This window comes from Streptomyces sp. Z423-1 (assembly GCF_013009255.1).
Lineage (GTDB): Bacteria > Actinomycetota > Actinomycetes > Streptomycetales > Streptomycetaceae > Streptomyces > Streptomyces gossypiisoli.
The window spans coordinates 9075524-9089211 of the sequence record NZ_CP053109.1 but is presented as its reverse complement, the minus strand read 5'-3'; the positions used below and the strand labels follow the sequence as shown (position 1 = coordinate 9089211).

General features: G+C 71.5%; 8 protein-coding genes. 4 read left to right on the top strand and 4 right to left on the bottom strand.

Annotated elements, in window-relative coordinates:
* Positions 1 to 26: 26 nt before the first annotated feature.
* The 3 genes from HJD23_RS41345 to fdhF all read left to right on the top strand — a co-directional run bounded on the left by HJD23_RS41345 (position 27) and on the right by fdhF (position 5464).
* Positions 27 to 881: a DMT family transporter gene (locus tag HJD23_RS41345; RefSeq protein ID WP_171109874.1), complete on the top strand. Its 855-nt coding sequence runs from the start codon at positions 27 to 29 to the stop codon at positions 879 to 881.
* Between the two features lie 213 nt (positions 882 to 1094).
* Complete coding sequence (locus HJD23_RS41340) at positions 1095 to 2780, top strand: NAD(P)H-dependent oxidoreductase subunit E (protein WP_171109875.1); 1686 nt, start codon at positions 1095 to 1097, stop codon at positions 2778 to 2780.
* Positions 2777 to 5464: a formate dehydrogenase subunit alpha gene (gene fdhF, locus HJD23_RS41335; RefSeq protein WP_171109876.1), complete on the top strand. Its 2688-nt coding sequence runs from the start codon at positions 2777 to 2779 to the stop codon at positions 5462 to 5464. The genes HJD23_RS41340 and fdhF overlap by 4 nt, the downstream gene beginning before the upstream one ends.
* A gap of 31 nt (positions 5465 to 5495) precedes the next feature.
* Here fdhF and narI read toward each other — a convergent pair whose 3' ends face one another.
* The 4 genes from narI to HJD23_RS41315 are packed head-to-tail and all read right to left on the bottom strand — an operon-like array spanning position 5496 to position 12242.
* On the bottom strand, positions 5496 to 6224 hold the full coding sequence (narI, locus tag HJD23_RS41330) for a respiratory nitrate reductase subunit gamma (protein WP_197972402.1): 729 nt from the start codon (positions 6222 to 6224) through the stop codon (positions 5496 to 5498).
* A gap of 5 nt (positions 6225 to 6229) precedes the next feature.
* Entirely contained in the window at positions 6230 to 6862 is a 633-nt protein-coding gene (narJ, locus tag HJD23_RS41325) for a nitrate reductase molybdenum cofactor assembly chaperone (RefSeq protein ID WP_171109878.1), read from the bottom strand.
* Positions 6859 to 8559, bottom strand: coding sequence for a nitrate reductase subunit beta (gene narH, locus HJD23_RS41320; RefSeq protein WP_171109879.1), 1701 nt, complete (start codon positions 8557 to 8559; stop codon positions 6859 to 6861). Before narH ends, narJ begins: the two co-directional genes overlap by 4 nt.
* Complete coding sequence (locus HJD23_RS41315; RefSeq protein ID WP_171109880.1) at positions 8556 to 12242, bottom strand: nitrate reductase subunit alpha; 3687 nt, start codon at positions 12240 to 12242, stop codon at positions 8556 to 8558. The genes narH and HJD23_RS41315 overlap by 4 nt, the downstream gene beginning before the upstream one ends.
* Before the next feature lie 271 nt (positions 12243 to 12513).
* Between HJD23_RS41315 and HJD23_RS41310 the strand changes: the two genes are divergently transcribed.
* Positions 12514 to 13686, top strand: a complete 1173-nt coding sequence (locus tag HJD23_RS41310) for an MFS transporter (RefSeq protein WP_171111632.1) — start codon at positions 12514 to 12516, stop codon at positions 13684 to 13686.
* The last annotated feature ends 2 nt before the right edge of the window (positions 13687 to 13688 follow it).

Here is a 13688-nt window from a genome sequence, read left to right as displayed (position 1 = left end):
CTCACCCGTGTGGCGATATTCGGCCCATGAGCACCGCAGTCCCGGTGGTGGCCGCCTTGCTGGCCGCCATGAGCTTCGGAGTCGGGTCGGTGATCCAGCAGCAGGCGGCGCGGGAGGCACCCGCGCGGGAGTCATTGCGACTCCGTCTCGTGCTGGATCTGGCCCGTCGACCGAAGTGGCTGGCAGGCATGGTCTTGGTCGTCGCCTCCTTCGCACTTCTGGCCCTCGCACTCGCCTTCGGTCCGCTGGTTCTGGTCCAGCCTCTCGCGGCCACCGATCTGGTCTTCGCGCTGCCGCTGCTCGCCCGACACCGCCGCGTCCGGCTGACTCGCCGGGAAGTGGCCGGAATATCCTGCACGGCAGGCGGTGTGGCCCTCTTCCTCACGGTGCTTCCGCCCGCCCCGGAAGGAGCGACCGTCCCCGTGGTGCGCGACTGGATGCCCGTGATCCTGGCGATCAGCGCCGCAGTGGTGCTACTGGCGGAGACCGGCCGCAGGAGCCGTCCGACGACACGGACGGCCTTCTACGCGATCGGTGCCGGCCTGCTGTTGGGCCTGCTCGACAGCCTGACCAAGAGCACGGCGGGACGCTTCCGGGCCGACGGGCTTGGGGCGCTGTCCCACTGGGAGCCGTACTCCGTCGCCCTCGTCGGCCTGATGGCGCTGATCCTCTCGCAGAGCGCCTACCAGGCCGGCTCGCTGGCCATCAGTCTGCCGCTGATCGACACCATGGAGCCCATGGCCGCCGTGTTGATCGGTGTCGCCGTCTTCGGTGAACAACTCGCCTCGTCCACCTGGGCGCTGGCCGTGCAGGCATTGGGCGCGGCCACGGCCGTGCTCGGGATCGTGCTCCTGGACAGGTCACCGCTCGGGAGGCCCTGAACGAGGTTGGACGGCCGCCCGTGCGACGGGGCCTCACCGGTCGTTGGGTTGCGGCGGTACTGGGGGGCGGTCCGACGTCAGGACCGAGGGCGTGGCCGGAGCACGGCGCCGGAGCGCGGGCCCACCAAGTGGCAGCCCCGGACCGACCTCGAACCCGCCCACCGAGCCACTCTCCCAGCTGCAGTCGCGTGCGCCTTGCGCCACGATGAATCCATGGCCCTCATCCGATCCGCTCAGCCTTTCGATGCTTTCCGGGCGTTGGCGGACCGGCGTGGGCGGCCGGGAGACAAGCTGATCGAGTCGCTGGCCGAGGCCAGGGCCGCAACGCGGGCCGGCCCCGAGGTCTGGGCGCCGACTGTCGCCGCCCGCGTCGGCCTGCCTGCTGCCGCCGCGCTGGGACCTGCCAGTTACTACGCGGACCTCGCCGCCCCGCACGGCGACCGTCACGTGCGCGTGTGCGCTGCGACGGCGTGCTTCGCCACAGGAGGCGGACGGCACCTCGGGCAGGTGGAGCGGGAGCTGGGTGTCGCCGCACACACCGCCTCACCAAGCGGTGACGTGTCGCTGCAGGCCGTCCGATGTCTGGGCTACTGCTACGCGGGGCCCGCCGCCCTTGACGGCAACACGCCCTGTACTGGGGCCACCCTCCCCGCTCAGCTCGCCGGGCGGGAGCCACCGCGGGCGCCGGACATCCCGGTGGCCGACGACACCGGTGACCCGGTCCTGCTGAGCGGGGTGCTCTCCGGTGAGCCCGCGTGGCAGGTGTTGTCGAGGACGGTGCCGGGCGGCACTCCGGACGAGGTCCACCGAGAGGTGGCGGCGTCCGGGCTGCGTGGGCGTGGCGGCGCCGGATTCCGCGTGGCGGCGAAGTGGGAGGCGGCCGGCCGCGCACCCGGGACCGTGGTCGTCGCCAACGGGGACGAAGGCGATCCGGGTTCGTACGCCGACAGGCTGCTGATGGAAGCCGACCCGGGCCGCGTGCTGGAGGGTCTGGCCCTGGCTTGTTTCGCGTGCGGGGCCCGTCAGGGCGTGGTGCTGGTGCGCTCCGAATATCCGGCCGCTCTGGCACGGATGCGGGAAGCGGTGCGCCAGGCGTACGCCGACGGCCATCTCGGACCGTCGGTCCACAGGACGGCCATCTCCCTGGACATCCACATCGTCGAGGGCGCCGGCTCCTACGTCGCCGGTGAGGAGACCGCACTCATCGCGGGGCTGGAGGGCGGTCGCGGTTGCGCCCGGCCCCGCCCGCCGTACCCGACCGAGCGCGGGCTGTGGGACGCGCCGACCGTCGTCAACAACGTGGAGACCCTGGCGGCCGTCCCGTGGATCGTCCGGCACGGCGGTCAGGCGTACGCCCGGCGCGGCACGTCCGACGAGACGGGGACCAAGCTGGTCTGTCTCTCGGAGCGGTTCGCACGGCCTGGTTGCTACGAGGTCGAGCTCGGCACACCGGTGCGGCGGATCGTCACCGAGCTGGGAGGCGGTCTGAAGGACGGCGCCGAGCTGATGGCTCTCCAGGTCGGCGGGCCGCTGGGCGGCTTCCTCGCCGCCGACGCTCTGGACGTGCCGCTGTCGGAGGCAGGGCTGTCGGCCCGGGGCGCCGCTCTCGGCCATGCCGGTCTTGTCGCCTTCGACGAACGAGTGGCACCGGAGGAAGTGCTGCGTCACGTCTGGGAGTTCGCCGCGGTCGAGAGCTGCGGCGCGTGCTCACCCTGCCGTGTCGGCTCGCGCCGTGGCCTGGAATGGGCGTCCGCCGACACGCCGCCGGGCCGAGAGTGGGAGAGGCTGTCGCGGGTCCTGGCCGAGGCGAGCCTGTGTGCCTTCGGACGGCGGATCCCGCCCGCCGTGCACAGCCTGGCCCGCGCCTACGGGGACCGACTGGCGGGATGGGGACTATGAGCGGAGTCACGATCGAGGTCGACGGCACCGGCGTCGAGGTGCCCGAGGAGTCGTCACTGCTCACGGCGGTGCGGGCGGCCGGGATCGAACTGCCCGCGCTGTGCTCCGACGACCGGCTCAGTCCCGCCGGGTCATGCCGTACGTGTCTCGTGCGGGCCGAGGGGCGCATCGCGGCGGCCTGTGTCACTCCGGCCTCCCCCGGCATGCGGGTGGACACCGGAAGCGACGAGGTTGTGCGGCTGCGCCGGGACGCAGTGGAGGTCATCGTCTCCGCACTGCCGCCCCGGGCCCTGGCCGACGGCAGTCCCAGCGAACTGGCCCATGTCTGCCGGTCGATGGGCATCGGCCCCGAGGCGGCGCAGGGTGCCGGAGGCCGGGGCGGGGACGAGTCCCACCCGTACGTCCACCTGGACCGGGACCTGTGCATCGCCTGCGGCCGGTGCGTACGGATGTGCTCCGAGGTGCAGGGCACCTTCGCCCTCACCCTGGTCGGCAGAGGCGGCGACACCGTCGTGGCCCCCGGCACCGGCGGGCCCTGGGCCGAGTCGGACTGCGTGGCCTGCGGCGGCTGCGTGGACACCTGCCCCACGGGGGCGATCACCCAGCCGGGACCGGCGCGGGGACTCACCTCGGCGTTCCACCCCGCTCAGGCCCGGACGCGCACCACATGCGGCTACTGCGGCGTGGGCTGCACCCTCGACGTGATCGCACAGGACGGTGACGTCACGGCGGTGCTGCCCGCCCGGGACGGCCCGGTCAATCGGGGCCACGCGTGCGTGAAGGGCCGCTTCTCCCACGGATTCCGCACCTCCCCGGAACGGCTCACCCGGCCCCTGCTGCGACGCGACGGCGTGCTGGAGCCGGTCGGCTGGGACGAGGCACTGGCTCATGTCGCCCGGGGACTGCGTACCGCCGTCGACGCCGGCGGCCCGGACGCCGTGGCGGCGATCTCCTCGGCCCGCGCCACCAACGAGGAGAACTACCTCGTCCAGAAGTTCATGCGGGTCGTCATCGGAACCAACAACATCGACAACTGCTCCAGGCTCTGCCACTCCCCCTCCGCCGCCGGCCTCACCGCTTCCTTCGGGCTCTCCGGCGGCACCGACACCTTCGACGACGTGGAGCGGGCCGACTGCCTGCTGGTGGTCGGGGCCAATCCCGTCGAGGCCCACCCGGTGGTCGGAGCACGGCTGCTGAGGCGGGTCCTCCACGGCGCCAAACTGGTCGTCGCCGACCCGCGCGCGGTCGGCCTCGCCCTGCACGCCGACGTGCACCTGAGACCCCGCCCCGGCACCAACGTCGCGCTGTTCCACGGGCTCGCCCACGTCCTGCTCACCGAAGGGCTGACCGACGAGGAGTACCTGCGCGAGCGCGCCACCGGGCTACCGGAACTCACCGAACTGCTGGCCCACTACCCGCCCGGCCGCGTCGCGGACATGACCGGTGTACCGGCCGCGGACCTGATCGCCGCCGCCCGCCTCTACGGCAGGGCTGAGCGGCCGGCCATCGTCTACGGCTTGGGCGTCACCGAGCACCTCCACGGCACCGACGGGGTGCGGTCCCTGGCCAACCTGGCGATCCTGCGCGGCGCCGTGGGCACCGACCGGGGCTACGGGGTGAACCCGCTGCGCGGCCAGAACAACGTCCAGGGCGCCTCCGACATGGGCGCCCTGCCGGATGTCCTGCCCGGGTACGGAAAGGTCACCGACCCGGCCGTCCGCGCGCGGGCCGAGGACGTCTGGGGCGTACCGGTCCCCCCGCGGCCAGGGCTTCGGATCCCGGACATGTTCGCCGCCGCACGAGCCGGCGACCTGCGGGCGCTGTGGGTCATCGGCGAGGACGTCTGCGCCACCGACCCCGACACGAACCAGGTCGTCCACGCCCTGGACGCCTGCCCGCTCGTCGTCTGCAACGAACTGTTCCTGTCCGAGACGGCCCAGCACGCCGACGTCGTACTGCCGGTGGCCTCCTGGTTGGAGAAGGACGGGACCTTCGTCAACTTCGACCGCCGGTTCCAGCGCGTCCGCTCCGCCGTGCCCCCACCGGGACAGGCCCGCACCGACTTCGAGGCCCTTCGGGCCGTCGCCGAAGCCATGGGAGTCGACCTGGCCTGCGCGACTCCCGCCGACGCCCTCGCCGAGTGCGGCCGACTCGCGCCCGTCTTCGCCGGGCTCTCCCACGACCGACTGGACCGCGAGGGCTCCGTGCCATGGCCCTGCACCGCCCCCGACCGGCCGGGAGAAGCCAAGCTGTACACCGAGCGCTTCGCCACACCGGACGGGCGGGCCCACCTGGCTGCCGCCCCCTATCTCCCGCCGGGCGAACGGCCCGACGACGACTATCCGCTGATCCTGGTCACCGGGCGGCGCTGGGCGCATTACAACTCCGGAAGCATGACGCGGCGCGGCGGCAACCTCGCCCTCGATCCGGTCGACTTCCTGGACCTTCACTCCGACGACGCCGGCCGGTACGGCCTGCGAGACGGCCAGGGCGTCACTGTGGAGAGTCGGCACGGCCGAGCCCGGCTCGTCGTCCGCGTCGGTGAACAGACAGCCCCCGGGCAGGTCTTCTCCTCCTTCCACTTCCCCGCGAGCGGGGTGAACCGCCTCACCTCGGACGTCGCGGACACCGTCACCTCCTGCCCCGAGTACAAGGTCACGGCGGTCCGTGTCGCCGCGTCATGACGGCGATGTACGGACGCGCCTCAATTGGGCCTCAGGGACGATTGGCGCGTTCCCAGCCATGGCGGGTCGGCCGGGGCGCGAGGCCGGTGGTGCGTGAGCGGTAGACGATGTAGGGACGGAACAGGTAGCCGACGGGTGCGGTGAAGGCGTGCACGAGGCGGGTGAAGGGCCACAGGGCGAAGAGCAGCATGCCGATGAGCGTGTGCAGTTGGAAGGACAGGGGGGCGGCGCCCATGGCGTCGGTGTCCGGCCGCAGCGTGAAGACGGAGCGGAACCATACGGAGACGGTCGCGCGGTAGTTGTGCTCCCCTCCGGCCACTCCGGCGCCGAGCAGGGTGGCGGCGAGCCCGGTGACGATGGCGGCGACGAGGACCAGGTACATCGTCTTGTCGTTGCGTGTGGTCGCCATGAACACCGGGCCGGTGGTGCGGCGGCGGTAGACGAGGATCGCCACGCCGGTCAGGGTGGCGAAGCCGGCGATCCCGCCGAGGACGAGGGCCTGTACGTGGTAGGCGCTCTCGGACAGGCCCGCGGACGTCGTCCAGCTCTCGGGGATCACGAGGCCGATGAGGTGGCCGACGAGGACGACGAGGATGCCGAAGTGGAACAGAGGGCTGCCGATGCGCAGTAGCCGGGATTCATACAGTTCGGAGGAGCGCGTGGTCCAGCCGAACTGGTCGTACCGGTAGCGCCAGATCGTTCCGCCGATCAGGACGGCGAGGGTGAGGTAGGGCAGGACGCCCCACAGGAAGATGCCCAGGGTGTTCACCGGAGACCACCTCCGGGCGGTGCCGCGGCGTACGGTTCCAGGCCGACGGTCTCGGCGGGTGGGCCGGTGCGGGCCAGTCGCTGTGCGGCGGCGCGGTCCTGGGGCGAGGGGCCGGGCAGCAGGGTGCACACCGCCTCCACCGCGCCCGTGTACGGCGAGTCGATGTCGCGCAGGGCGAGGCGGAGCAGTTCGATGCCGGCGCGATGCTCCTGGAGCAGGGTGAGGCCGTCGGACAGGTCGCCGGTGGCGGCGTATTCGAGGACGAGCGGCAGGAAGTCCGGCAGTTCGCGGGTGCCGGGTTCGAGTCCGGCGCGGCGGTAGCGGGACTTGAGGGCGGCCAGGGAGTGGCCGCGGCGGCGGGTCTCGCCATCGGTCCACCATGTCAGGTACAGGCAGCAGCGACGGCGCCGGTCGAAGGTGGCCACGTAGCGTTCGGCCGCCGCGCGCGGCGGGGTGGCGGCGAGGTGGTCGAGGAGGCCGGTGAGCGCCGTCGGTGCGGGTCCGGACGGCAGAGCGGATACGGCCTGCGTCACCAGCGGGATGCGCTCGCGGACGGCTTCGTCGGGGTACTGCAGCAGGATCGAGGCCGCCTGGCAGATCACCGCGGCGGCGTCGTGGTCGGTGGTCACGGCTCCTCCCGATGCTGCGGGTGCCTGGGTGGGAAGAGTCCTTCGGGGTGGCCCTTGCCGTCCCAGTTGAGCAGGTTGATCCGTGCGCCGGGGCGTTCCGGGTCGGCGATTCCACCGCCGGTCTGCCGCTCCTTGAGGGCGTGGAAGGTTTCGACGGAGACCGGGACCGGCTCTCCGGACGCCTCGCCGAACGGGCCGCTGCCGTACATGCCGGGGCCACCTTCGAAGTCGAGGCTGCAAGCGGTCTCCTCCAGCCGCCGTCCCTCTGCCTCATGGGCGGTGGGGATCACATAGCGGTCGTGGTACTTGGCCACGGCGAGCAGCCGGTACAGCGCGGTGATCTCGGCGCCGCTCGTGCCGGCCGCCGTGGCGATCGATTCGTCGGGTGAGTCGCCGAGGTTGATGGCCCGCATGTAGGAGCGCATGGCGGACAGCCGCCGCAGTACCTGCTGCACCGGTTCGGGGTCACCGGCGGTGAACAGTTCGGCGAGGTATGCGAGAGGGATGCGCAGAGTGTCGATGGCGCCGAAGAGGTTGTCGAGGTCCTCGCCGTCGTGGCCGGTGCTCGTCAGCGCCTCGACGACCGGGGACAGCGGCGGGATGTACCAGACCATGGGCAGGGTGCGGAACTCCGGGTGCAGCGGCAGCGCCACCCGGTGGGTCTTGGCCAGGGCGTAGACGGGAGAGCGGCGGGCGGCCTCCAGCCAGTCCTCCGGGATGCCGTCGCGCCGTGCCGCTGCGATCACGTTCGGGTCAGTCGGGTCGAGGAACAGATCGAGCTGGGCCTGGTACAGGTCTTTCTCGTCCCCGACGGAGGCGGCCCGGCCTACGCGGTCGGCGTCGTAGAGGACCAGGCCGAGGTAGCGCAGGCGGCCCACGCAGGTCTCCGAGCACACGGTGGGCAGGCCGACCTCGACGCGGGGGTAACAGAAGTGGCACTTCTCGGCCTTGCCGGTGCGGTGGTTGAAGTAGACCTTCTTGTACGGGCAACCGGTCACACACATCCGCCAGCCGCGGCAGCGGTCCTGGTCGACCAGCACGATGCCGTCCTCGGAGCGCTTGTACAGCGCCCCGGACGGGCAGGAGGCGACGCACGAGGGGTTGAGGCAGTGCTCGCAGATCCGCGGCAGGTAGAACATGAACGCCTGCTCGAAGGCGAACCGGACCGTGTCCTCGGCCTCGCGGCGCAGGCGTTCGACGACCGGGTCGCGGTCGGCGGTCTCCGCCCCGCCGCCGAGGCTGTCGTCCCAGTTCGCGCTCCACTCCACCGACATCGGCTCACCGGAGATCAGCGACTTGGGCCGCGCGACGGGGAAGTCCTCACCGAGCGGCGCGGCGGTGAGGTTCTCGTAGTCGTACGTCCACGGCTCGTAGTAGTCGCGGATGTTGGGCAGCACCGGGTTGGCGAAGATGGTCAGCAGCTTGCGCAGCCGCCCGCCGGCCCTGAGCTTCAGCCGTCCGCCTCGGGTACGGATCCAGCCGCCCCGCCACCTGTCCTGGTCCTCGTAGCGGCGCGGGTAGCCCTGGCCGGGCCGGGTCTCGACGTTGTTGAACCAGACGTACTCCGTGCCGCTGCGGTTGGTCCACGCCTGCTTGCAGGTGACCGAGCAGGTGTGGCAGCCGATGCACTTGTCGAGGTTCATCACCATCGCCAGCTGGCCCATGCAGCGTCCAATGGTGTCTCCGCCACGGGTCATCCGTACGTCACCTCCTGCGAGCGGCGACGAATGACGGTGACCTCGTCACGCTGATTGCCGGTGGGGCCGAGGTAGTTGAAGGCGAAGGAGAGCTGGGCGTAGCCGCCAATGAGATGCGTCGGCTTGATCAGGATGCGGGTCAGGGAGTTGTGGATGCCGCCGCGCCGTCCGCTCGTCTCGGCGAGCGGGACGTTCACCACCCGCTCCTGGGCGTGGTGGACGTACACCGTCCCGGCCGGCATCCGGTGCGAGACGATCGCGCGGAGCACCATCACCCCGTTGCGGTTGACCGCCTCGACCCAGTCGTTGTCCCGCACTCCGATGGCCGCCGCGTCCTCGGGGCTCATCCACACCGTCGGCCCGCCCCGGGACAGGGTGAGCATCAGCAGGTTGTCCTGGTACTCGGAGTGGATCGACCATTTCGAGTGCGGGGTCAGATAGCGGACGCTGACCTGACGTTCGCCGTCCGGGCCCAGCTGGGGTTCGCCGAAGAGCCGGTGCATGTCCAGCGGCGGCCGGTAGACGGGCAGGGTCTCTCCGAACTCGTGCATCCAGTCGTGGTCGAGGAGGAAGTGCATCCGCCCGGTGAGGGTGTGCCAGGGTTTGAGTTGTTCGACGTTGGTGGTGAAGGGGGCGTAGCGCCGTCCGCCAGTCTCGCTGCCGGACCACTCCGGGCTGGTGAGGACGGGGACGGGGTGGGCCTGGGTGTCGGCGAAGGTGATACGGCGCTCCTCGCTGCCCTCGGCCAGGTGCGCCAGTGGTCGCCCCACCCTCCGTTCGGCGCTGCGGAAGCCCTGCACGGCGAGGCGGCCGTTGGTGGTGGCGGACAGGGCGAGGACGGCCTCGGCCATCTTGGCGTCCGTGTCCAGGGCGGGCCGCCCGTCGCCCGCTCCGCCGAGCATCACCCCGTTCACCCGGGCCAGCTGCTCGACCTCCTCGCCCGGGTGGTAGGTGACGCCCTTGGTGATCAGCCCCAGGCGTTCGGTGAGCGGGCCGAGGGCGGCGAGTTTGTCGGCGACCGCGCCGTAGTCGCGTTCCACGACGGTGAGGGTCGGCATGGTCCGCCCGGGCACGGGGGTGGTGTGGGCGTCGCGCCAGTCCCGGATCGCGCCCAGGGGCTGCGCGGTCTCGCCCGGTGTGTCGTGCTGCAACGCTGTGGCCACGAGGTCGCTGCGCACGCCGAGGTGGTCACGGGCCAGGTCGCTGAAGCGGCGGGCGATGGCGGCGAAGGCGGCGAAGTCCGAGCGGGTCTCCCAGGGCGGGTCGATGGCGGGCGTGAACGCGTGCACGTAGGGGTGCATGTCCGTCGAGGACAGATCGTGTTTCTCGTACCAGGTGGCGGCGGGCAGGACCACGTCGGCGAGCAGGGTGGAGCTGGTCATGCGGAAATCCAGCGCCAGCAGCAGGTCCAGCTTTCCCTCGGGTGCCTCGTGGTGCCAGGTCACGTCGCGGGGGCGACGGTCGGGCGGGGTCTCGTCCGCCCGCAGAGTGGAGTGCGTACCGAGCAGGTGCTTGAGAAAGTACTCGTTGCCCTTGGCCGAGGAACCGAGCAGATTGGCCCGCCACAGGGTCAGGCAGCGCGGCCAGTTCTCCGGTGCGTCCGGGTCCTCGCAGGACCAGCCGAGTTCCCCCGCCGCCAGCTTGCGGGCGATGTACGCCGGCGTCTCCTCTCCACTGGCCGCGGCCTCGTCGGCGAGGTCCAGCGGGTTGCGGTCGAACTGCGGGTAGGAGGGCATCCAGCCGAGCCGCGTCGCCAGCGCGAGCGTGTCAGCGGTGTGCAGCCCCGCCAGGTCGCCCCGGGCCAGGGGCGAGGTGAGCGCGTCGGCGCGGTAGCCGTCGTAGCGCCACTGGTCGGTGTGGGTGTACCAGTACGCCGTGCCGATCGCCTGCCGAGGCGGGCGCTGCCAGTCCGCCGCCATGGCCAGCGTGGACCAGCCGGTGAAGGGACGGCACTTCTCCTGGCCCACGTAGTGCGCCCACCCGCCGCCGTTGCGCCCCATCGCACCGGTGAGCATGAGCAGGGCCAGGATCGCCCGGTAGGTCGCGTCTCCGTGGAACCACTGGCAGATCCCCGCACCCATGATGATCATCGTGCGGCCCCCGGACCGCTCGGAGTTGCGCGCCAACTCCCGCGCCACCCGGACCGCCGCCGCAGTCGGCACGGAGGTCAGCCGCTCCTGCCATGCGGGCGTGTACGGCGCGTCGGCGTCGTCGTATCCGGTCGGCCACTGGCCGGGCAGGCCGTCGCGGCGCACGCCGTACTGCGCGAGCATCAGGTCGAAAACCGTGGTCACCAGACGGCCCGCGACACGGCGCGCCGGCACGCCCCGGCGCAGCACCGCCCCGCTTGCCTCGGCCGTGTCGAAGCGCGGCAACAGCACCTCGACCGCCTCCGCCCCTTCGCCGAGCAGGGTCAACTGGGGCGCCACCTCACCGAGACCGAGGTTCCACCGGCCCTCACCGGAGCCGGTCCACCGCTCGCCCAGGGTGCCTCCCGGCACGACCGGCCTGCCCGTACGGCCGTCGACGAGCACCGTCTTCCACTCGGCGCCTTCGCCCGTGTCGCCCAGGTCGGATGCGCGCAGGAACCTCCCCGGCACAAGGCCGCCGTCGTGCTCGTCCAGGGTCACCAGAAACGGCAGGTCGGTGTACTGCCGCACGTAGTCGACGAAGAACGGCACCCGCCGCTCGACAAAGCACTCGGAAAGGATCACATGCCCCATGGCCATCGCCAGCGCCCCGTCGGTGCCGGGCTGGGCGGGCAGCCACACGTCGGCGAACTTCGTGTGGTCGGCGTAGTCCGGCGAGACCACGACGACCTTCTGGCCCCGATAGCGGGCCTCGGCCATCCAGTGCGCGTCCGGGGTGCGGGTAACCGGCACGTTCGAGCCCCACATGATCAGGTAAGCCGCGTTCCACCAGTCGCCGGACTCCGGCACATCGGTCTGGTCCCCGAACACCTGCGGGGAGGCGACCGGCAGATCGGCGTACCAGTCGTAGAACGACGTCATGCACCCGCCGATCAGCTCGATGAACCGTGCTCCGATCGCGTGCGACACCATCGACATCGCCGGGATCGGCGAGAAACCGGCGATGCGGTCGGGCCCCCACCGCTTGATCGCATGCACATGCGCCGCAGCCACGATCTCGACCGCCTCGTCCCACGAGACCCGTACATGGCCGCCCTTGCCCCTCGCCCGCTGGTAGCGGCGGCGGCGCTCCGGATCGGACTGGATGTCGGCCCACGCCAGCACCGGGTCACCCAGCCGCGCCCTGGCCTCCCGGTACATCTCCACGAGGGCTCCGCGAGCGTAGGGGAAACGCACGCGCGTCGGCGAGTACGTGTACCAGGAGAAGGCCGCCCCTCGCGGGCAGCCCCGCGGCTCGTACTCCGGGGAATCCGGCCCGACCGACGGGTAGTCGGTCTCCTGGCTCTCCCAGGTGATGATCCCGTCCTTGACGTACACCTTCCACGAACACGAGCCCGTGCAGTTCACCCCATGAGTGGAACGCACCACCTTGTCGTGGCTCCACCGGTCCCGGTAGAAGGCATCGCCCTCGCGGCCACCCTCAAGGAAGACCGCCCGCAGATCCGAAGTGGCCTCCCGCCGCGTGAAGAACCGCCCTGCGCTCAGCAGCGCGTCCGCGGCCACTCCACCGGCTGCGGCCCCGCTGTCCGCCACGACCGTCACCTCACTGTTGGGAGGGCTTGAGGGACACCCTGCATCGCAAAATTACCGTTATGCGACATTTTTTGCCGGTTCAGGGAAGCAGAGTGCCCTGTGGCCACAAGTACACCCGCACCGCATACGGGAGGGTCAGGGGCCGTACGTCCCCGGCCCTGGGCCATACAGCCCCTCACCCAGCTCCCGGCCCCCCGCCCACCATGGCTGGTGCGTCGCCGGTGTGCGAGGAGAGGAGGAGCCGGTGAGCCGTTCCGCGCAGCCGGCGCGCATGCTGGCTCTGGCCACGGCCGGGTTCATGGCCGGCTTCTGGGCGTGGGCTCTGCTGGGGCCTCTCGGCCCGACGCTCCGCGAGGACCTGGGCCTCAGCTCGTTCCAGCAGTCCCTGGTCGTGGCCGTGCCGGTCGTCGTCGGCTCGCTCGGCCGGATCCCGGTCGGAGCCCTGACCGACCGCGTCGGCGCCCACCGGATGTTTCCCCTCGTCACCGCCCTGACCGTCCTGCCCGTTCTCTACCTGGGCCATCTGGCCGACTCCCTGGCCGAGTTCCTCATCGGTGGCTTCTTCCTCGGGCTGGGCGGCACCACGTTCGCCGTCGGCGTCCCGTTCGTCAACGCCTGGTACCCACCCGAACGGCGCGGCCTGGCGCTCGGCATCTTCGGTATCGGAACGGGCGGCACCGCCATCTCGGCGTTCACCACCGTGCAGCTGGCCGATGCCGTCGACCGGAGCTTTCCCTTTACCCTCGTCGCCGTCATCCTGGCCCTCTACGCCGTCACCGCGCACTTCCTCCTGCGCGACCGGCCCGAACGCGCCATCCCGGCCGGCTCGCTGCTCGCGCGCACCACCGCCACCCTGCGGATGCCCACCGCCTGGCAGCTGGCCTTCCTCTACGCCATGGCCTTCGGAGGGTTCGTCGCCTTCAGCGTCTACCTGCCCACCTATCTCACCACCGCCTACGCTCTCGGGCGCTCCGACGCCGCCCTGCGCACCGCCGGCTTCATCGTCCTCGCGGTCGCCGCGCGCCCGGTGGGCGGCTGGCTCTCCGACCGGCTCCACCCCGTCCCCGTGCTCATCGGGGCGTACGCCGCCATCGCCGCACTCGCCCTCCTCGCCTCCCTCGAACTCGCCCTGATCCCGATCGCCACACTGACCTTCCTCGGCATGGCCGCAGCCCTGGGAACCGGATCGGGCGCCGTATTCGCCCTCGTCGCCCGCCTCGTACCCGCCGACCAGGTCGGATCGGTCACCGGCCTCGTCGGCGCCGCCGGCGGACTGGGCGGCTTCTTCCCGCCCCTGGTCATGGGCGCGGTATACAGCATCGCCGACGACTACACTTGGGGATACCTGCTCCTGGCCCTCACCGCTGCCGCCACCTGTGCTTTCACCGCGACCGTGGTCCGGCACCATGCCCTGCGCCCGGATGTACGCGGGCGAGGCACATGACT